We start from the raw sequence: 19648 nt of genomic DNA on the forward strand, positions 1-19648 counted from the left end.
TGGTCCGGACGGCGGCAGGGCTGCCGGCGGCGGACTGGGCAGGCGTGTGGGGGGAGGCCGCGTCCTGAGCCGCGGCGCGTGCCGAGGCCTCTCGGGACGCGCTGCCATCAGCCACGGGGACGCCTGGGGAGGTGTCGGGCAAGAACCCTCGACCCTGCCTTCCTGAACGACTATGAGCTTCCTGGTGCACATCGGACCGGTCGAGTCTACCCGCGCCTGCACCCCCGAATCCCGGCTTCGCCCCATGGGGTCAGCAGGGTCACCGTCCCGAGTAGGTCGCCTTACCCGGGCCGTCGGTGAGGAACGACGCCACTGCGCCGCGGAGGTCGGCCGTGGCGAAGAGAGCGCCGGACACCTCGGGCACCAGTGCGTCGGCTGCCCGGGCCCCCTCGCGCACGGACGCCGCGACCAGCCGCTTGGTCGCCGCGTGGGCGACCGTGGGGCCCGCGGCCACCCGGTGGGCGTACGCGCGGGCGGCCTCGGCGAACCCCTCGTCGGGCAGCACCCGGTTGACCACGTTCCAGCGCTCCAGCATCTCGGCCGTGTAGCGCTCGCCGGTGAAGATGAGCTCGCGCGCCCGAGCGGGGCCGGCCCGCTCGGCCAGCCGCTGCGGCCCGCCCATCGACGGCGTCAGCCCGACGACGATCTCCACCAGCCCGAAGGAGGCCTTCTCGGCGGCCAGCAGGATGTCGCAGCACAGCGACAGCTCGAAAGCCGCGGTGAGGGTCAGCCCGTGGGCGGCGAAGACCGTCGGCACCGGCAGGTCCTCGACGGTCTGGGCGACCCGCAGCAGCTGCGCCCAGAGCTCGCCGCCGCGGGCGGTGGGCTCCGGTCCCTCGGCGATGTCGCGGAAGAAGGTGACGTCGACCCCGCCGGACACGACCTTGCCGCGCGCCTCGAACAGCACCGCCCGGGCGCGGCCGTCGCGGGCCGGGTCGGTCAGGTTCACCAGGTCCCGGACGGCGGCGTCCAGCGCCTGGAACACGGCCGGGGTGAAGAGGTTCAGGGGCGGGCTGTCCAGGACGACGACGGCGACATCGCCGTCCCGCTCGATCCGGACGGGCGCGGCGGGGTCGGTCATGGGATCCACCCTGCCACCCGGGCCCGTCCGACTCAGCCCGGAGGCCACTCCATCCGGCGTCCGCCGAGGACGTGGAAGTGCACGTGGTGGACCGACTGGCCCGCCTGCGGACCGGTGTTGGTGACGAGGCGGTAGCCGGGCTCGGCACCGCCGTCGGTCACCAGCCCCTCCTGGAGGGCGACCGCGTGCGCGCCGGCCACGACCTCGCCGAGCAGACCGGCGTCGTCGGCCGCGAGGGCGCCGACCGTCGCGTGGTGCTCCTTGGGGATCACCAGCACGTGCGTCGGCGCCTGCGGGTTGATGTCCCGGAACGCGAACACGCGGTCGGTCTGGAGGACGACGTCGGCGGGGATCTCACCGGCGATCATGCGGCAGAACAGGCAGTCGGACACGACAGCACCCTAGAGCCGGCCGCCGAGTGTCGGCCTGTCGTCCTCTCGGCGCGATCGAGAGGACGGCAGACCGACACTCGCTGGACGAACTACCCCCAGCGGGTCTTCATCGACAGGGCCGCAAGCGCTGCCGCGCCGGCTGTCGACGTCCGCAGGACCTCGACGCCCAGCCGGACGGCCTGCGCGCCGGCGGCACGGAAGGCGACGACCTCCCCGTCGGTGAGCCCACCCTCGGGGCCGACGATGATCACCACGGTCCCGGTCCGCGGGATGTCGAGTTCGGCGAGCGGACGGCGGGCCTGCTCGTGCAGCACGACCGCGAGGTCGGCGTCCGCGAGGAGGCCGCACACCTCCCGGGTGGTCATGGGGTCGGTGACCTCCGGGACGCGGGGACGGCGGGACTGCTTGCTCGCGGCGTGGGCCGCGGCGCGCCACTTCGCGACGCCCTTGTCCACACGGTCCTCGCGCCAGCGTGTGACGCAGCGCGCAGCCGTCCAGGGCACGATCCGGTCGACGCCGAGCTCGGTGGCGAGGTCGACGGTCAGCGGTCCGCGGTCGCCCTTCGGCAGTGCCTGGACGAGCACGAACTCCGGTGCCTGCGCGGGCACCTCGAACCGCGACCGCACCGCCACTCGCAGGCCCTCGGGCCCGGCGGAGAGGACCTCGCTGTCGGCGACCGTCCCACGGCCGTCGCCCACGCGGACCCGCTCACCGGGCGTCAGCCGCAGCACCTCGACCGCGTGCCGGCCCTCGGTACCGTCCACCAGCAGCTCGTCGGACTCGGCTAGCGCCTCCACGATGAACATGGGGGCACCGCCGAGCTCCGGGACGCCGGTGTCGGAGGCCGTCATGTCAGCGTCCGTTGAACGCGTCGCGGACCCGGGAGAACAGCCCGCCCTGCGCCTCGCGGTGCGACTCCGGCTGGTCCTCGCCGCGCAGTGCGGCCAGCTCGCGCAGCAGCTTCTCCTGCTCGGGGTCGATACGGGTCGGCGTCGAGACCTCGACGTGCACCAGGAGGTTGCCCCGGCCGGTGCCGCGCAGCCGCGGCGCCCCGTGCGCGCGCAGCGTCAGGACGCTGCCGGACTGGGTGCCGGGACGGATGTCGAGGTCCTCCTCTCCGTCGAGGGTCTTGAGGCTGAGCGTCGTCCCGAGGGCGGCCGAGGTCATCGGCAGCGTGACCCGGCAGTGCAGGTCCTCGCCGTCCCGGGTGAAGACGTCGTGCGGACGCTCGTGGATCTCCACGTAGAGGTCGCCCGCGGGGCCGCCGCCGGGGCCGACCTCGCCCTGGCCGGTCAGCCGGATGCGCATCCCGTCCTCGACACCGGCCGGCACCTTCACCGAGATGGTGCGCCGCGAGCGGATCCGCCCGTCGCCGGCGCACTCGGGGCACGGCTCGGGAATGACCTGGCCGGTGCCGGCGCAGGTCGGGCAGACCCGGCTGGAGACGACCTGGCCGAGGAAACCCCGCTGGACGCTCTGCACCTCGCCGCGGCCCGCGCAGGTCGTGCAGGTGGTCGGGTGCGTGCCGGGTGCGGTCCCGGCGCCGGTGCAGGTCGTGCAGAGGACGGCGGTGTCGACGGTGATGTCCTTGGTGACGCCGAAGACCGTCTCGTCGAGCTCGAGCTCGATCGGGATGAGCGCATCGCGCCCGGCGCGGGTGCGGCTGCGCGGCCCGCGGGTGGCCGCCCCGCCGAAGAAGGCGTCCATGATGTCGCCGAGCCCGCCGAAGCCGGCCCCACCGAAGCCACCGTTCCCGCCGCCGCCGGCGTCGAACGGGTCGCCCCCCAGGTCGACGATGCGGCGCTTCTCCGGGTCGGTCAGCGCCTCGTAGGCGCGGGTGACCTCCTGGAAGCGCTCTTTCGCGCCGGGGTCGGGGTTGACGTCCGGATGCAGGTCACGCGCCATCTTCCGATAGGCGCGCTTGATGTCGCTGTCACTGGCACCGCGGGCAACGCCCAGCACGCCGAAGTAGTCGGTTGCCATGAAGAATTCTCAGCCTCAGCTCTCGGCCAGCAGGTGGCCGACGTAGCGGGCCACGGCGCGAACCGCGGCCATGTTTCCTGGGTAGTCCATGCGCGTGGGACCGACGATGCCGAGCCCACCCAGGGGGTGGTCGGCCTTGCCGTAGCCGACGGAGACGAAGGAGGCCCCGGTGAGCGCCTCGTGGGCGTTCTCCTCACCGATCCGGACCAGCACCGTGCTCGCGTCCACCTGAGCCATCAACCGCAGGACGACGACCTGTTCTTCCAACGCCTCGAGCAGCGGCCGCACCGTGCCCCGGAAGTCCAGTGCATTCCCCCGGGCGAGATTCGCCGTGCCGCCGATGACCAGGCGGTCCTCGCTCGGCTCGACGAGCGTCTCCATCAGCGTCGCGCTGACGGTGGCGACGAGCCCACGCAGATGCTGCGGGGCGTTGTCGACGAGGTCGGGCACCGTGTCGCCGGCGTCGATGAGCCGGACGCCGTTGAACGCGGAGTTGAGCAGCGTGCGCAGCTCGGCCACGGCCTCGGCGTCGACGTCCACCGGGCAGTCGACGACCCGCTGCTCGACCCGCCCGGTGTCGGTGATCAGGATCAGCATCAGCCGGGCGGCAGCCACCTGCACCACCTCGAGATGGCGGACGGCGCTGCGCGACAGGGTCGGGTACTGGACGACCGCGACCTGGCGGGTGAGCTGGGCCAGCAGCCGCACGCTGCGGCTGAGCACGTCGTGCAGGTCGACGGCGCCGTCGAGGAACCGCTCGATCGCCTTGCGCTCGGCCATCGACAACGGCTTCACCGCCGAGAGCCGGTCGACGAAGAGGCGGTACCCCTTGTCGGTGGGCACCCGGCCGGCGCTGGTGTGCGGCTGGGTGATGTAGCCCTGCTCCTCGAGCACCGCCATGTCGTTGCGGATGGTGGCCGGGGACACCCCGAGGTCGTGCCGCTCGGCGAGGGCCTTGCTGCCGACCGGGTCGTTGCTCGACACGTAGTCCTGGACGATGGCCCGGAGGACCTCCAGGCGGCGTTCGTCGTGCGCCACGGTGACACCTCCCCGTACCGGTCGACGTGCCGTGCGGCGCCGTCGGGACATGCCCGAACTGGCACTCGCACGGACAGAGTGCCAGGCCAGCATACGTCTGCCGCGCCGCTCCGTCGCGGGGCTCGCAGGCGGCCTCACCCTCCCCCGGGAGGCGGGCGCACGGGGTGGGCGGCCGCTAGGGTGGGCCGGGTCGGCGCCCCGTGCCGGGCCAGAGAGCGGAGGTCGGTTCCCTGATCTTCAAAGCGGTACGTGACGGCCGGCCCTATCCCGATCACGGCTTGTCCACCCGGGACTGGGCGATGATCCCGCCCCGCCAGGTGCGGATGGACACGCTGACGACGACGAAGAAGGAACTGGCGCTCGACGCGCTGCTCGCCGACGACTCCACCTTCTACGGCGACCTGTTCCCGCACGCCGTCCAGTGGCACGGCGACCTGTACCTCGAGGACGGGCTGCACCGCGCGCTCCGGGCGGCGCTCCAGCAGCGCAACGTGCTCCACGTGCGGGTGCTGGACCTCGACGCGCTCACGCCGGTGCAGGCCTCGACCGGCCCGGCCACCGCCTCGATCCCCGCGCAGCCGCCGGTTCCCAACCCGCGTCGGGTCTAGAACCGACCCCCTCCGGTGGTCAGCGCTGCTTGCCGTCGCGGAAGAGCGCAACGGCCCTCTCGATCCGCCGCTGACGCGTCTCGGCGGTCTTTGCACCGTTGACGTTGTCGACGTGGAATCGCTGCAGGCTGTTCGACAGCTTCCCGAAGAAGGCGGACGAGCCCTCCTCGGCAGCGAGGGCGACGGCGAAGTCGGCCGGGACGTCGACCTCGCGCGGAGTGTCCGCGAGCGTCAGAGTCACTCGGATCGGGTCGCCGCCCTTCAGTCCCGTGGCGGCACGGACGGCGGCACTGATGCCGATCATGTGCTTCCCGCCCATGACGGCGGCGGTGGAGCGGTACTCGTGACCGTTGACGCTGACGAGCACCGGAGGGCGCTTGCCCGCCCCGAGCGCTTCGATGACCTCGACCGGCACGACGATCCCGGTGTTGTTGCCGGTCGCGGCCACAGTCGTGTCGAACGTCGCGCTCTTCGCCTCGGTCATCTTCGTCCCGTCCTCATGATCTTCTTCTGCCGATCAGGCACCCGCTTCGGCCGGGGACATCCCCCGTCACATCATTCAATGCGGGTCGCCCGCCTGCCTTCGATCCGGTTCTTGAGTGCTGCGGGCATGGCGCCGACGGCCGGACCGCTGTCGCGGTTCAGGGAACGAGTCATCAGTGGTAGCAGCAGTCCCCGGAACCGCATCTCCTCCCACAGCCGCACCCCGTCGTCCTGGAGGTCGATGGTCACGGTGTGCTGGACGTCGAGAAGGCCTGGTACGCCACGCCTGGCGAACCGCAGCAGATATCGCAGCCGCCGACACTGAGTCACCTCCAGCACTGTGGCCCGCACGGTCGTCCGGAGCAGCGCGCCCATGGGCGGGAAGGTGAACGACACTCGACCACCCAGGGCGAACGTCCCTTCTGCGCCGGTGACGAGTGGGCACCACTCCGGATAGGCGGGCAGATCGGTCAGCACCTCCCACACGAGCTCGGGTGTGGCGTCGATGTCGATGGATGTCCTGTGTTCGCCGATCAACGGAACCTCTCCTCATGGTGAGCGCTCCGGGCATGGCCACCGTAGGACGCCGCGCGGCGAGCAGGGGTCGGTTCACCCGCCCCGCCGCGACCCGCAGGCCGTCAGGGCGATGCCGGCCTGACGCGAACTAGAGCCAGCCCTTGTCCGCGGCGACCCGGGCCGCCTCGACGCGGGTCCGCGCGCCGGTCTTCCCGATCGCCGACGACAGGTAGTTGCGCACCGTCCCCTCGGACAGGAACAGCCGGCCGGCGATGTCGGCCACTGTCGCGCCATCGGCTGCGGCCCTCAGGACGTCCGCCTCGCGCGCCGACAGCGGCGTCGCCCCGATGGCCAGCGCGGCGGCGGCCAGGTCACGGTCGATGACCCGCTCCCCCGCCATCACCGCCCGGATGCCGCGTGCCAGCTCCGCCACGGGTGCGTCCTTGACCAGGAACCCGGCCGCGCCCACCTCCATCGCCCGACGCAGGAAACCCGGCCGGCCGAAGGTGGTGAGGATGACCGCGCGGCACCCGGGCACGGCCGCGGCCAGCTCGCGGGCGGCCTCGATCCCGTCGCCGCCGGGCATCTCGATGTCCAGGAGCGCCACGTCCGGCCGGTGCTCGCGGGCGGCGTCGACGACGGCGTCCCCGCGGCCGACCTCGGCGACCACCTCGATGTCCTCCTCCAGTTCGAGGAGCGCCCGCAGCGCACCGCGGACGAGTGACTGGTCCTCGGCGATGAGCACCCGGATCACCGGCTGCTCACCTGTTCCTGGGCTGCCGGCGCGGTCGGCAGCACGGCGGTGAGCCGGAAACCGCCGCCCGACCCCGAGCCCGCCCGCAGCCGGCCCCCGAGCGCCGACACCCTCTCCTCCAGGCCGGCCAGCCCGTCGCCCGCCGTGCCGGCGGCGCCCTGCCCGTCGTCGGAGACCGTGAGCGTGACCTCGTCGTCGTCCGTGGTCAGCTCGACGGTCACGACGCCGGCGCCGCTGTGCCGCAGCACATTGGTCGTGGCCTCCCGCACCACCCAGCCGAGCACCGCGTCGACCGTTCCCGGCAGCGGCTCCCCCGGCGCCGGGGAGCGCAACGTGATGCCGGCAGCCGACAGCGCCGAGCGGGCCTCGGCCAGTGCCTGCGCCAGGCTGACCTGGCGATAGCCGCTGACCGCGTCCCGGACCTCGGCCAGGGCCCGACGGGCGGCGGCCTCGACGTCGGCCATCTCCTGCCGTGCCCGGGCGGGATCGATCTCCGCCAGCCGGCCGGCGAGCTCGCTCTTCAGCGCGATCAGCGACAGGCTGTGGCCGAGCAGGTCGTGCAGGTCACGAGCGAAGCGCAGCCGCTCCTGGGCGACCGCATTGCGGGCCAGCTCGTCGCGGGCCTCCACCAGCTCGGTGTTGACCGAGATCAGGTGCCGGGTGCCCTGCAGCGCGAACGAGGTCAGCAGACACATGACCGGGAGGATGAAGACCTCGTCGAGCAGTCCGTCGGCGGCGAGCACCGCGGTGCAGACGGCCGCGGCACCCACGACGGCGGGCCAGATCCAGCGCCGGGGCAGGCTCACCGACACCGCGGCCGACACGTAGATCATCAGGCCCGCCCACGAGGTGCCGAGCCACACGGCGAGCACCACCGCCAGCACCACCACGACCACGAGCGCACCGCGGGCGGGCTTGTTGCGGCCGAACATGCGGCTGAAGACCACCAGGTACGCGGCGGTGAACACCACGAGCGCGACGCCCGCGACGATGCGCACCGCGGGCGGACGTGGCGTGAGGCCCAGGTCGGCGATCGGAAAGCCCTGGAACAGCAGCCAGGGCAGCGCCCAGCCCAGCGTCCGCCAGGACCTCCACCCCTCCACGACCCGGACCGTAGCCCGGCTCAGCCGGCGACCGCGTACAGCGGACGCCGCCGCGCGACGAGGACCGCGAGTGCGGCGAACCCCGCGGTGAAGCCGGCGAGCACGAGGACGGCCTGCCCGGACGGGGCCGTCCCCGCGGCGATGTCCCGGCCCAGGTCCGCGTACCAGTAGGACGGCATGGCGTGGGCGAGGGTCACCATCGAGTCCGGGAACACCTCGACGGGCGCCCACAGGCCGCCCAGCGCCGCGAGCACGACGCCCACGAAGCCGATCGCGCCGCCGGCCGCCCGCTCGTCGAGGGCCAGGCCGATGAGCAGCCCGAGCGCGACGAACGTGATCGAGCCCGCCCAGAGCGCGCCGACCAGCGTCAGCCAGGTGCTCAGGTCCAGCTGGACGTCGTTGACGAACCGGCCCACCAGGGCGACGACGACGAGGCTGGGCAGGGTGAGCAGGGCGCCCACGGCGACGTCGACGCCGAACACCTCCGTCTGCGACACGGGGGTCACCCGCAGCTGACGCAGCCATCCCGACGCGCGGTCGAAGGAGATCCGGATGGTCGCGCCGAGCGCCGCGCCCAGGCCGCCGTACGCCATCATCGAGACCATGTAGCGCGCCGCTTCCTCCTGGTACTCGGCGGGGCCCGCGGCCAGCCCACCGAAGATCTTCGTGAAGAAGACGGTGAACAGCGCCGGCAGCAGCACGGTGAACAACAGGTACTGCCGGTTGCGCCCGACGCGACGCAGCTGGAAGGCGAACAGCGGGTTCATCGGGTCGCTCCGATCGTGCTGGTGAGGGAGAGGACGGCGTCCTCGAGGCTCGCGCCGCGGACCTCCAGGTCGGGCAGCGAACCGTCGTCGGACAGCAGCGCCCGGAGGGTGGCGTCGGCATCGGCGGTCGCGAGCGTGACCGTGTCGCCGTGCCAGGTGACTGCGGACACCGCGGGGAGGCCGTCGAGCCGGCGTCCGGGGTCCGCGGTGAACGAGATGGTGCGGCCGGCGACACCGGACTTGACCTGGGCGGCCGAGCCGTCGGCGATCACCCGCCCGTCGGCGATCACGACCACCCGGTCGGCGACGGCGTCGGCCTCGTCGAGGTGGTGGGTGGCGAAGACGACGGTGTGCCCGCGTTCGGCGAGGCCGCGCATCGTCGTCCAGAAGGCCCGTCGGCCTTCGACGTCCATGGCGGAGGTGGGCTCGTCGAGGAGCAGCAGCGGTGGCGCCCCGGCGAGTGCGAGGGCCAGGAGCACCCGCTGGCGCTGGCCGCCGGAGAGCGCCTCGACCGGGCGGCCGAGCAACCCGTCGATGCCCGCGGTCACGAGCAGGTCGTCGAGCGCCCACTGCTGCGGGAAGCTCCGCCGGACGAGGGCCAGCACCTCGCCCACCTTCGTCTCGCTGGGCAGCCCGCCGTGCTGCAGCATCGCGCCGACGCAGCCCGCGCGGACCGCCTCGTGGGGGTCGCGGCCGAGGATCTGCACCGCTCCGGTGGCAACGGGCAGGAGACCGAGCACGGCGTTCACGATGGTGGACTTGCCGGCGCCGTTGGGGCCGAGCAGGGCCACCGTGGAACCGGCGGGGATGGTGAGGTCCAGGTCGGCGACGGCGACGATGTCGCCGTAGCGGACGGTCAGCGCGGAGATCTCCAGGGCGGGTGGTCGGGTCACGCGGCAAGCGTGTTCCGCGCGACCGGGCGGAGGTAGTGCGAGACGTCGCCGACCTCGCCTGACATCCGTCGGACCGGAGTCGGTCGCCACCCATCGGGAGGGTGGCCGTGGGTGGTCGCGTACCAGTCCAGATATGCCTGGACCGCGGTGGGCAACGTCGGGAAGATCCGGTCGGCGCCCACCCGTTCGACGAGGCCCGCCGCCTCCAGCGCGACCATGAGATCGCGCTTGACCCGGGCCATCGCGAAGACGACACCCCGCCGGGCGAGCTCGGCCCGCAGCTCCTCCACCGCGTCGAGTGAGGTGAGGTCGACCTCGACGTTGGACTCGGCGTTGAGCACGAACCACTCCGTCGGCGTCGGGGCCGTCAGCGCGGCCGCGAGTGCCCGGCTGCGGAGGTCCTCCGCGTTGGCGAAGAACAGCGGGGAGTCGTAGCGGTAGACGACGAGGCCGGGCACCAGGCGCGCACCCGGGTGGTCGTCGACGTCGTGCATTCCGGCGATCCCCTCGACGTATCCGAGGATGCCGTCATGGGGGTGGGCGACCCGGCGCAGCAGGTCGGCGATGGACAACCCCACGGCGACCAGGATCCCGGGGAGCACGCCGAGGGCGAGCACCCCGACTGTGGTGGACAGCGCCAGCAGCAGTTCGCTGCGCCGGAATGCGGCGAACCGCCGGAACTCGGCGAGATCGATCAGCCGAAGTGCCGCGTAGACGACGATCGCGCCGAGTGCGGCGGTCGGGAAGCTGGCCAGCAGCGGCCGCAGGAACAGCAGCGCCACCACGACGGACAGGAGCGCCACGAGGGAGTGCAGCTGCGAGCGGCTGCCCAGCGCGTCGCCGATCACCGTGCGACTCCCGCTGCTGCTCACGGGGAATCCCTGGGTGCAGCCGACCGCCAGATTGGTCACCCCGAGCGCGAGCAACTCCTGGTTGGGGTCGATCCGGTAGCCGTTGCGCGTGGCGAACGCGCGAGCGGTGAGCACGTTGTCCACGTAGGCCACGACCATCACGCCGAGGGCCGGCGCCAGCAGGTCGGAGAGGTCTGCGAGACCGACGGCGGGCAGGGTGACGGCCGGCAGTCCGCCCGGGATGTCGCCGACGAGCAGTACGCCGTGGTCGTCGAGGGAGAGGACGACGACCGCCGAGGCCGCGCCCAGCATCCCGATCAGCGGCGCGGGCGCCCGCGGGAAGCGACGGTGGACGACGAGGAGGAGGGCCAGCACCGCGGCGGCGAGCAGTGCGGTCGCGGGCTGCAGGCGGTCGATGCCGCGGACGAACGACGCCACCTCCGCCATCGTGCTGTCGCCCGACACCGGCACGCCGGTGACCTTGCCGAGTTGGCTCACGATCATGAGCACGGCGATGCCGGCGAGATAGCCGATCAGCACCGGCTTGGAGAGCAGTTCGGCCAGCACCCCCAGCCGGGCCACCCGCGCCAGCAGGCACAGTGCGCCGACGACGAGGGCCAGCGCGGCCGCGAGCGCCGCGTACCTCGCCGGGTCGCCGGCGGCGAGGGGGCCCACGACCGCGGCAGTCATCAGTGCCGTGGTCGACTCGGGTCCGACCGAGAGTTGACGCGACGAGCCCGCCAGCGCGTAGCAGAGCAGCGCGACGCTGATCGCCCAGAGGCCGACGATGGCGGGCAGCCCGGCGACCTCGGCGTAGGCCATCACCTGCGGGATCAGGTAGGCGGCGACGCCCGCTCCGGCCAGGACGTCGGGCCGCAGCCAGCCGCGTTCGTAGTGCCGCAGCCGGTAGAGCCCTGGCAGGAACCGCCAGGCCCCGGGCACGTCGGCGGCCGTGCCGGTGGAACTCACCACCGGCCGGCCGACGTCATCCGGTCATTCTGCCGAGCAGGCTCCCGGCTGTGGTCGATCCGTCAGCGCGACGGCTGGCAGGCGACGCAGGTGGGGGTGAACGGACGCAGTTCGAGCCGTTCCTCGGGGATGGCGGCCCCGCAGCCCGAACACGTGCCGTAGGTGCTGGCCTCGATGCGAACGAGGGCCGCGTCGATCTCCCCGATCGTGCGCTGCAGATCGGCGCTGCGCCGCTGCGCGACCGGGTCGGGAACGGACTGGGCGCACTCGGCGAGGGCCTCCTCGCGCTGGTGCATGCAGTCGGCCCGCTGGGTCTCCAGCAGCGTGCGGAAGCGGTTGGTGGTGTCCAGGCTGGCGGACATGTGGATCTCCTTGGGGCAACGCGGGAAGACGCGGTCACCGGGGGTGGCGCGTCAGGACGGGGCGGCTGCGACTCCGGAGGAGTCAGGAGTGCTGCGGCGGGGCCCGGTCCTGGCTGCGGCGGAGGACGTCGAGTCCTCGCAGGCCGCGGGCGCGCCGGTTCATCGCCAGCGCGAGCACCATGCCTCCGGAGAGGGCAGGGCCGGCGGCTATCCGGAACCCACGGGGGGATTCGGCCGCACGCCAGGACGACGTTCCGCCCACCGCTGACCACCCCCCGTCGGGACCGGCGCCGTTGCCGGAACGCGGACTCTAGCCCCAAATTGCGGATCTGCCACGGCCCGTTCGGGTGAGCCTCAGCCGGGTGCGGGAAGGCTCTCGGACTGATCGGGCCGGGGGTGCGCCACGGGGCACCCGGGCGGGAAGGTCCCGAGCTCGGACACCGCGTAACCGTCGGGGTAGCTGCGGATCTGCGGGAGCTGCCGGGCGAAGTAGGGCTCGCTGCGTGGCCGTAGGAAGCGGACGACGCGGCCGCGCGTCTTCAGTGCACCCCGGACAAGCGCACTCGTCAGGCGCGACGGCCGCGGGAACCGGAAGGCGTCGAGCAGCGGGGTGTCCATGGTCGCGAGGGAGATGCGGCGGACCAGCACCGCCGGCAACCGGTCGTTGGGCGGGAAGGTCGCGAGCAGCGCGAGGGTCGACTCGGCCACGCGGCGGGCGCCCTCGTCGAACCCGAAGTGCGCGCGCTCGTAGACGTCCAGGCACCGGACGAAGGCCTGCCAGGTCGGTGGGACGTCGCGGATGCCCATGCGCCGGCCCAGGTCGCGGTAGTAGTTCGCGCTCGCGATCCGCTCGATCTCGGTCATCCTTCGCCAGCCGTAGGCGTCCACCCAGCGGATCGGCGTCACGACGAAGGTGGCCAGGACGTAGCGCAGGTCGTCGTTGCCGATGTCGTAGGACCGGTGCATCTGGTTCATCCGGCGAATCGCCGTCCGGCCCTCGGGACTGTCCGTGCCGTGCTCGAGGACGGCGTCGAGGATCAGCACGGTGTCGTCGTGCCGCTTCTGAGCGCGCTCGGTGAACTCCCCGGTGCGGGCGAGCAGCCCGCCGATGCTCGGCACGGCGTAGGTGCGGAACAGCGCGAAGCTGAGCGCCTGGTTCATGTCCCAGGGGAACTCGCGGGTGCCCATGAGCCGGTAGATCTCGGCGTGGTCGCGCGCCGGATCCAGCTGCTCGATCCGCCGGAGTACGTCGAACCGTCCCATGCCGGGTCCTTAGTCGGTGAGGTCGCGGATCACCGCGTCGGCCAGCAGCCGCCCGCGGTCGGTCAGGACGGCGCGGCCGGCGGCATGGGCGCCGGGGTCGAGCAGCCCGCGCGTCACGGAGTCGGCTGCCCGCACGCGGCCGGTTGCCGACAGCGCGTCCAGGGTCAGGCCTTCGCGCAGCCGCAGGCCGAGCATGATCGTCTCCAGTGCGCGGTCGGCGTCGTCCAGGAGTTCGGCGTCCTGTGCCGGGCTGTGACCGCCGATCAGCCGGTCGGCGTAGGCAGCCGGGTGCTTCACGTTCCACCAGCGCAGCCCGCCGACGTGGCTGTGCGCGCCCGGGCCGATGCCCCACCAGTTGGCGTTGGCCCAGTACAGCTCGTTGTGCCGGCAGCGGGCGTCGTCCGAGGTGGCCCAGTTGGACACCTCGTACCAGTCGAACCCGGCCTTCTGGAGCGTCGCGTCGGCCGTCTCGTAGCGGTCGGCCAGGACGTCGTCGTCGGGCATGGGCAGCTCGCCGCGGGAGATCCGGCGGGCCAGTCGCGTCCCGTCCTCCACGATCAGCGCGTAGGCACTGACGTGGTCCACCGGACTGGCCAGGACGGCGTCGAGGGAGGCGGCCCAGTCGGCGTCGGTCTCCCCCGGTGCGCCGTAGATGAGGTCGAGGTTGACGTGGTCGAAGCCGGCGGCGCGGGCCTCGTGCGCGGCCTCGACAGCCCGGCCGGGGGTGTGCCGGCGGTCCAGGACGGCGAGCACGTGCTCGGCGGCGGACTGCATGCCGAGGCTGATGCGGGTGAAGCCGGCCTCGCGCAGGCGGCTCAGCGAGGCGGGGGTGACCGACTCCGGATTGGCCTCGGTGGTGACCTCGGCGTCGTCGTCCATGGGGAACAGGTCGCGGGCGGCCGCGAGGACGGCGGCGAGGTCGTCGGCCGGCAGCAGCGTGGGGGTGCCGCCGCCGACGAAGACGGTCGAGATCGTCGGCAGGTCGGGGCCCAGGGTCTGCGCGGCTCGGCGGAGCTCGGCGATCGCCGTGCCGGCATACTCGGCGCGGTTGGCGCCCGGGCCGAGTTCGTCGGAGGTGTAGGTGTTGAAGTCGCAGTAGCCGCAGCGGGTCGCGCAGAAGGGCACGTGCACGTAGAGCCCGAACGGCGTCGTCGTCAGGCCGGCGCGGGCGCTGTCGGGGAGCCGGTCGGGCCCGGGTGACCCAGAGGTCGGGCCCGGGTCGGGAAGCAGGGGCAGGACGGTGTTCATCTGCTCCCAGTGTGCCGCGCGGCCGCAATCGCCCGGCAGGATGCGGACGTGACCTCTGACCGAGTTGTGCAGGTGGCGGTCTCGCGCGGCGTCGCGACGCTGACCCTGGACTCCCCTGACAACCGCAACGCGCTCTCCCGGGCCCTGCGGGGACAGCTGCGCGACGCCCTCGCCGATGCTCTCGCCGACGACGCGGTGCGGGTGATCGTCCTCGACCACACCGGGCGGGTGTTCTGCTCGGGAATGGATCTCGCCGAGGCGGCCGGGGGCGGCGCCCAGGACCAGGGCGTGCGCGAGTTCCCCGACCTGCTCGAGTCGATCTGGACGTCACCCAAGCCGGTGGTGGCCGTCGTCCGGGGGCCCGCCCGGGCCGGGGGCGTGGGGCTGCTCGCCGCCTGCGACGTGGTCGTCGCGGCGGAGTCGGCCACGTTCGCGTTCTCCGAGGTGCGGCTGGGACTGGTGCCGGCGGTGATCTCCGCCGTCGTCCTGCCGCGGATGGTCCCCCACGTCGCGCACCGGCTGATGCTCACCGGGAAGGTGTTCGACGCGGTCGCGGCGGCCGACGGCGGCCTGGTCGACCTCGTCGTCCCCGACGCGGACGTGGACGCCGAACTGCGCGCCCAGGTGATCGAACTGACCGCTGGGGCGCCGACGGCGCTGGCCGAGACGAAGCGCCTGCTGCGCGCGAGGACGACGGACCTCGGCTTCGACGACCTGCTCGAGCTCTCCGCACGCTTCTTCGCGAGCGACGAGGGCCAGGAGGGCATCGCCTCGTTCCGGGAGAAGCGCCCCGCCCGCTGGGTGCCCGTCGCCGACTGACCGCCGGACGCTCAGAGCACGTAGGTGGCGATCATCTGGCCGAGCGATCGGATGTCGGCGTTGCCCTTGAACTCGAGGCGCACCTTGCCGAGGCCGCTGAACCAGAGATCCAGCTCCGCGTCCAGGTCGAACGTCCCTGCGGTCTCCACCGAGAAGGCCTGGACCTTGCTGTAGGGCAGAGAGGTGAAGTCCCGCTTCTTCCCCGTCATGCCCTGGACGTTGACGGCGATCAGGCGCTTGTTCGTGAAGACGACGAAGTCCCGGACGGCCTTGAAGCAGGCGACGATCTGCTCGCCCTGGATCATGAGAGGTGCGACCGCCGGGCCGATCTCCTGCGGATGGACGGCGCTGAGCTTGAATACGGAGCCGTTCGAGAAATCGATCACCCGCGTGACCTTACGTGTCGCTCTCCGTGCGGAGCGTGAAGGTCAGCCCTCCAGGAGCAGCCGGGTCCAGGCGTCCGCGAGCCAGCTGCCGAACCGCTCGGCCGACCAGCCCCGCTCGCCCACCAGCAGCGCCCGGTACTCCGCGGCGTTCATGCTCCAGACGATGTCGGCCACCTCGTCGTCGGGAAGGTCGCCCCGCAGTTCACCGGTCGCCCGCAGGTCGGCGGCGAAGAGGCGCATGTTGTCGGCGCGTCGGGTGCTGATCTCGGCGCGCAGCGCGGCGCAGTCGGCGTCGGCGACGGACGCCTCGGCCAGGGCGCGGTGGACCGGTGCCATCCGCACGCCGATCTCGGCGACCGCGGCCGCATAGATCGCGATCTTCTCCCGCGCGGAGGACGCCGCCCGCACCCGGACCACGTAGTCGCGCTGCTCCGCCGGGACGGTCTGGTCGGAGCCGGACAGCGACGTCTCCACGAGCTCCCGGAGCAGGGCAGGCTTGCGGCCGGCCGCGGCGTAGACCGTGTCGACGGCGACGCCGGCCCGCTGGGCGATCGCGGCGATGCTCGTCGCGGCGTAACCGTGCTGCGTGAAGAGTTCCCGCGCCGCCCCGAGCACGGCCAGCCGAGTCGCGGCTGCCTGTTCCGCGCGGACCGCCGACGAATATCGCCGTCGGCTCTTGACGTCCTCTGCCACGCGGGCCAGGCTACCAGAATCCGTCCGAAGCCAGTTCGGACCGATTAGGGAGCCGACCATGGTCTACGCGTTCACCCAGGACGTCCCGATCGACACCGACACGTACGCCCGCATCGCCGAGGCACTCGGGAGCGAGCCGATGGACGGGCTGCTCCTGCACCTGTGCGTCCGCAATCCGGACGGCGGCCTGCGCTACATCGACGTCTGGGAGTCCGAGGAGCAGTGCGCCCGAGCCTTCGACAAGCGGGTCCACCCGGCCGTCGACCAGGCGTTCGGCGGCCGTCGCCCGCCGGTCGAGCCGACGGTGCAGCACCTGGAGGTCATCGAGGCCCGCGGCGCAGCGGTGGACGGCGTCCGCACCTGAGGATCATCGCAGCCGGCGGGTGTTGTCCGGCAGCCGCACGGTCACGCCCTGCGCGTCGAGCCACTCCATCAACGGGACGGCGACCCGCCGACTGGTCCCCCACGCCTGCCGCGCCTGACTGAGCGTGAACGGCTGGGGGATCGCCGCCAGGCGCGCACGGGCATGCTCGGCCACGCCCGGTGCCAGGACGACCCCGTCGGCGATGCGCACGAGCTGTCCGCTGCGGACGGCCGCCGCCAGTTCCCGCACCCCGAGGCCCGCGACGGCCAGCTCCGGTGCCTCCGGGGCGGCGAAGGGATCGCCGGCGAGCCGCGCCCGGATCTCGTCCACGGCGCGCTGCACCGCGGCGGGGAGCGCTGCGGCGTCGTCGACGACTCGACCGTCGCGCAGGACGAACGGCGACCGCACGACGGCGGGCAGCAGTTCGGGATCCGGCAGGTCGAGAGCCCGGCGCAGCACCTCGGCCGGCGGACCCGGCTCCAGCGGACGCAACTGCCGGTAGCGGGCCACCACGGCGGGCACCCGGACGGCGAGTTCGTCGGCGAGTCCGGCCGCGACCAGCCAGGGCCCCTGCGCCGTCGCGTCCGGCGGGACCGGCCAGCCCATCGCGACGAAGTCTTCGGCCCGCACGACCCGGCGCCGCGCGAGTTCGGCCGCGGCGCCGGCCGTACCGGACGGACGCGCGGCGAGCTCCGCCGCCCGCTGACGGGCCGCGCCTCTCCGCCGCAGCTCCGGGGGATCCACATCCCGCACGTCGGCACCCAGCACCCGCCGGCTACCCGGGTCCCGCAGCAGGAGACGGTCACCGACCCGCAGCGGCAGCGCCGTCGCCAGGCGCAGCCGCACGGCCGCGCCGTCCAGCGGGCGCAGCCGGGCGCCGACGGTCGCCGACCCCACGTGCACGACCGGCTCGGCAGGCAGCCGATCGGCCGGCTCGGACGTCAGCGTCACGTCGACGACGTCAGTCGTGCGGAACGCGCCCGGGGTCAGCAGTGCGTCCCCCCGGGAGAGCTCCTCGACGGCGACGCCCCGCAGGTTCAGCGCCACCCGCGCGGTCGCGGTGGCCCGCTCGACCGGCTCGCCGAGGGACTGCACGCCTCGAACGACCACCTCCCGGTCGCCGAGCCGCAGCCGGTCCCCCGTCGCCACGGCGCCCGCCGCGAGCGTTCCGGTGACCACGGTGCCGGCGCCGCGGATCGTGAACGCCCGGTCGATCCAGAGCCGCACCGGCGCGGCCGGATCGGGCGCCGGGAGGCCGGCGAGCACCCTTTCGAGCCCGGCCACCAGGTCCGGCAGCCCGTCGCCGGTCAGTGCGCTCACCGCCACCCCCGGAACCGACCCCAGGGACGTCGAGGCGAGCCGTTCGCGCACGTCGGCGAGCACCGGGGCGGGGTCCGCCAGGTCGGCCTTCGTCACCGCGAGCAGGGCATGCCGGACGCCCAGCGCGTCGAGGACGGCGACGTGCTCGGCCGTCTGGGCCGACCATCCGTCGTCGGCGGCGACCACGATCAGCGCCGCGGGCACCGACCCGACGCCGGCCAGCATGTTGCCGACGAAGCGCTCGTGCCCGGGCACGTCGACGACCGCGAGCCGGCGGCCGGAGGGCAGCGTCGTCCAGGCGAACCCGAGGTCGATGGTCAGCCCGCGCCGGCGCTCCTCCGCCCACCGGTCGGGCTCCATGCCGGTGAGCGCCCGGACCAGGGCGGACTTGCCGTGATCGACGTGCCCCGCGGTGGCGATCACGTCCACCGACGGGCCACCTCCAGCACGGCCGCGGCCAGCGCGTCATCGGCGGACGGCGGCAGGCTGCGCAGGTTCAGCAGCGTGCGGTCGTTCTCGACGTAGCCGACGACCGGCGGCGAGCCGAGGCGCAGCGGATCGGCGAAAGACGGAAGCAGCGACACGGCCGCGCTGGGGAGCGGGTGCTCCGGCGCCCCTCCCCCGCCGACGCGGGCGTCGGCGTCAGCGGCGACGGCGTCGATGCCTGCAGCGCCGAGCCGGCCGGCCAGGGCGCGGGCCCGGGCGCGCAGTCCGTCGAGGTCGGCGGCGAGCATCTCCTGGACCGGCGGCAGCGGTCCGCGCAGGGTGGCCTCCAGCGCGGCCAGCGTGGTCTTGTCCACCCGCAGCGCGCGGTACATCGGGTGCCGCCGCAGCCGCTGGACGACCTCCGCCCGGCCGAGGACCAGGCCGGCCTGCGGTCCGCCGAGCAGCTTGTCGCCACTGGCCAGGACGACGTCGGCGCCGGCGGCCAGGGTGCTCTGCAGGTCGGGCTCGTCGGGCAGCAGCGGGTGCGGGCGGAGGAGCCCGGAACCGACGTCGGCCACCAGGGGCACCCCGGTCCCGGCGAGCGCGGCCGCCAGCTCCCCGACCTCGACCTGCCGGGTGAAGCCGCGGACGACGAAGTTGGACGGGTGCACCTTGAGCACCGCGCCGGTGTCCGGACCGAGGGCACCCCGGTAGTCGGCGAGGGTGACGCGGTTCGTCGTCCCCACCTCGCGCAGGCGGGCACCGGTGGCGGTCAGCAGCTCGGGGATGCGGAACCCGTCACCGATCTCCACCAGCTCGCCGCGGGCGAGGACGAGCTCCGGTCCCTGGCCGAGAGCGGTGGCGACCAGGGCGAGGGCGGCGGCGCAGTTGTTGACCACGAGAGCGGCCTCGGCGGCGGGGACAGCGGCCAGCAGGGCGGCGATCGCGCCCTCGCCCCGGGCACCACGCCGCCCGGTGCCGAGGTCGAGTTCCACGTCGGTGGTGCCGGCGGCTGCGACGACCGCCGCGACGGCCGCCGGCGACAGCGGCGCCCGACCCAGGTTGGTGTGCACGAGGACGCCGGTCGCGTTGAGCACCGGCTGCAGGCTGCTCGCCGTCCCCGGCAGGGCGGCCAGGACGGCGTCGACGGCGTCCGGCGGCGCGACCTCACCGTCCCGCACCCGCTGCTGCACGCGCTGGACGACGTCCTTCAGCAGGCCGCGGCCCAGCCGCTCGCCGGCGTCGGTCAGCCGTGGGTCGGCGAGCAGTGTGTCCGTTCGCGGCACCTGTCGCCTCGGGTCGTCGATCATCGCTACGCAGAGTAGGTGC

At 73.5% G+C, this 19648-nt stretch carries 21 protein-coding genes and 1 pseudogene; 3 read left to right on the forward strand and 19 right to left on the reverse strand.

The annotated features are described in order from the left end of the window. Positions 1-259: 259 nt before the first annotated feature. The 5 genes from E4P38_RS01165 to hrcA all read right to left on the reverse strand — a co-directional run bounded on the left by E4P38_RS01165 (position 260) and on the right by hrcA (position 4494). Complete coding sequence (locus tag E4P38_RS01165) at positions 260-1081, reverse strand: enoyl-CoA hydratase/isomerase family protein (RefSeq protein WP_135129878.1); 822 nt, start codon at positions 1079-1081, stop codon at positions 260-262. Positions 1082-1113: 32 nt separating this feature from the next. Further along, the gene (locus E4P38_RS01170) at positions 1114-1473 is read right to left on the reverse strand and encodes a histidine triad nucleotide-binding protein (protein ID WP_245160717.1); all 360 of its coding nucleotides are present in this window, start codon (positions 1471-1473) and stop codon (positions 1114-1116) included. Positions 1474-1562: 89 nt separating this feature from the next. Continuing rightward, positions 1563-2324 carry a 16S rRNA (uracil(1498)-N(3))-methyltransferase gene (locus E4P38_RS01175; RefSeq protein ID WP_135129879.1) on the reverse strand — a complete coding sequence of 254 codons (762 nt, stop codon included), beginning with the start codon at positions 2322-2324 and terminating at the stop codon, positions 1563-1565. A gap of 1 nt (position 2325) precedes the next feature. After that, positions 2326-3456, reverse strand: a complete 1131-nt coding sequence (dnaJ, locus tag E4P38_RS01180) for a molecular chaperone DnaJ (protein ID WP_135129880.1) — start codon at positions 3454-3456, stop codon at positions 2326-2328. A gap of 15 nt (positions 3457-3471) precedes the next feature. Then, on the reverse strand, positions 3472-4494 hold the full coding sequence (gene hrcA / locus E4P38_RS01185; RefSeq protein WP_245160718.1) for a heat-inducible transcriptional repressor HrcA: 1023 nt from the start codon (positions 4492-4494) through the stop codon (positions 3472-3474). Positions 4495-4724: 230 nt separating this feature from the next. On the opposite strand from hrcA, the pseudogene E4P38_RS01190 reads away from it, so the two are divergent. Further along, positions 4725-5015, forward strand: a pseudogene (locus E4P38_RS01190) (type II toxin-antitoxin system VapB family antitoxin); the annotation flags it as partial. Positions 5016-5121: 106 nt separating this feature from the next. Here the strand turns inward: E4P38_RS01190 and E4P38_RS01195 are convergent. The 10 genes from E4P38_RS01195 to hemW all read right to left on the reverse strand — a co-directional run bounded on the left by E4P38_RS01195 (position 5122) and on the right by hemW (position 14311). Then, positions 5122-5586: a YdeI/OmpD-associated family protein gene (locus E4P38_RS01195; RefSeq protein ID WP_135129882.1), complete on the reverse strand. Its 465-nt coding sequence runs from the start codon at positions 5584-5586 to the stop codon at positions 5122-5124. A 71-nt stretch (positions 5587-5657) separates the two neighbouring features. After that, entirely contained in the window at positions 5658-6122 is a 465-nt protein-coding gene (locus E4P38_RS01200; protein WP_135129883.1) for an SRPBCC domain-containing protein, read from the reverse strand. A 127-nt stretch (positions 6123-6249) separates the two neighbouring features. Continuing rightward, positions 6250-6855 carry a response regulator transcription factor gene (locus E4P38_RS01205; RefSeq protein ID WP_135129884.1) on the reverse strand — a complete coding sequence of 202 codons (606 nt, stop codon included), beginning with the start codon at positions 6853-6855 and terminating at the stop codon, positions 6250-6252. Next, positions 6852-7958, reverse strand: a complete 1107-nt coding sequence (locus tag E4P38_RS01210) for a histidine kinase (RefSeq protein WP_135129885.1) — start codon at positions 7956-7958, stop codon at positions 6852-6854. The genes E4P38_RS01205 and E4P38_RS01210 overlap by 4 nt, the downstream gene beginning before the upstream one ends. A 20-nt stretch (positions 7959-7978) precedes the next feature. Continuing rightward, positions 7979-8725 (reverse strand): ABC transporter permease, encoded by a 747-nt coding sequence (locus E4P38_RS01215; protein WP_135129886.1) that lies wholly within the window; start codon positions 8723-8725, stop codon positions 7979-7981. Continuing rightward, a complete protein-coding gene (locus E4P38_RS01220; protein WP_135129887.1) occupies positions 8722-9618 on the reverse strand; it encodes an ABC transporter ATP-binding protein in 897 nt (298 codons plus the stop codon). The genes E4P38_RS01215 and E4P38_RS01220 overlap by 4 nt, the downstream gene beginning before the upstream one ends. Continuing rightward, positions 9615-11438 (reverse strand): sulfate permease, encoded by a 1824-nt coding sequence (gene sulP, locus E4P38_RS01225; protein ID WP_209308865.1) that lies wholly within the window; start codon positions 11436-11438, stop codon positions 9615-9617. The genes E4P38_RS01220 and sulP overlap by 4 nt, the downstream gene beginning before the upstream one ends. Positions 11439-11500: 62 nt before the next feature. Next, on the reverse strand, positions 11501-11800 hold the full coding sequence (locus tag E4P38_RS01230; protein ID WP_135129888.1) for a TraR/DksA C4-type zinc finger protein: 300 nt from the start codon (positions 11798-11800) through the stop codon (positions 11501-11503). A 354-nt stretch (positions 11801-12154) separates the two neighbouring features. Next, positions 12155-13063 (reverse strand): oxygenase MpaB family protein, encoded by a 909-nt coding sequence (locus E4P38_RS01235; protein WP_135129889.1) that lies wholly within the window; start codon positions 13061-13063, stop codon positions 12155-12157. A 9-nt stretch (positions 13064-13072) separates the two neighbouring features. Next, positions 13073-14311 (reverse strand): radical SAM family heme chaperone HemW, encoded by a 1239-nt coding sequence (hemW, locus tag E4P38_RS01240; protein ID WP_135129890.1) that lies wholly within the window; start codon positions 14309-14311, stop codon positions 13073-13075. Positions 14312-14359: 48 nt separating this feature from the next. Here hemW and E4P38_RS01245 point away from each other — a divergent pair, with 48 nt between their 5' ends. Then, positions 14360-15130, forward strand: a complete 771-nt coding sequence (locus tag E4P38_RS01245) for an enoyl-CoA hydratase-related protein (protein WP_135129891.1) — start codon at positions 14360-14362, stop codon at positions 15128-15130. A gap of 11 nt (positions 15131-15141) precedes the next feature. On the opposite strand, the gene E4P38_RS01250 is transcribed toward E4P38_RS01245, so the two are convergent. Together E4P38_RS01250 and E4P38_RS01255 are read right to left on the reverse strand one after the other, a co-directional pair. After that, positions 15142-15516 carry a PH domain-containing protein gene (locus tag E4P38_RS01250; RefSeq protein ID WP_135129892.1) on the reverse strand — a complete coding sequence of 125 codons (375 nt, stop codon included), beginning with the start codon at positions 15514-15516 and terminating at the stop codon, positions 15142-15144. Positions 15517-15558: 42 nt separating this feature from the next. Then, positions 15559-16209 carry a TetR/AcrR family transcriptional regulator gene (locus E4P38_RS01255; protein WP_209308866.1) on the reverse strand — a complete coding sequence of 217 codons (651 nt, stop codon included), beginning with the start codon at positions 16207-16209 and terminating at the stop codon, positions 15559-15561. 58 nt (positions 16210-16267) lie between these two features. Between E4P38_RS01255 and E4P38_RS01260 the strand changes: the two genes are divergently transcribed. Beyond that, entirely contained in the window at positions 16268-16573 is a 306-nt protein-coding gene (locus E4P38_RS01260) for a hypothetical protein (protein WP_135129894.1), read from the forward strand. A gap of 3 nt (positions 16574-16576) precedes the next feature. Here the strand turns inward: E4P38_RS01260 and selB are convergent, their stop codons facing one another. Next, positions 16577-18322: a selenocysteine-specific translation elongation factor gene (selB, locus tag E4P38_RS01265; protein ID WP_135129895.1), complete on the reverse strand. Its 1746-nt coding sequence runs from the start codon at positions 18320-18322 to the stop codon at positions 16577-16579. Next, positions 18313-19629, reverse strand: a complete 1317-nt coding sequence (selA, locus tag E4P38_RS01270) for an L-seryl-tRNA(Sec) selenium transferase (RefSeq protein ID WP_135129896.1) — start codon at positions 19627-19629, stop codon at positions 18313-18315. Before selA ends, selB begins: the two co-directional genes overlap by 10 nt. Between the last annotated feature and the right edge of the window lie 19 nt (positions 19630-19648).

The sequence above is a fragment of the Blastococcus sp. CT_GayMR16 genome (assembly GCF_004570875.1).
GTDB lineage: Bacteria > Actinomycetota > Actinomycetes > Mycobacteriales > Geodermatophilaceae > Blastococcus_B.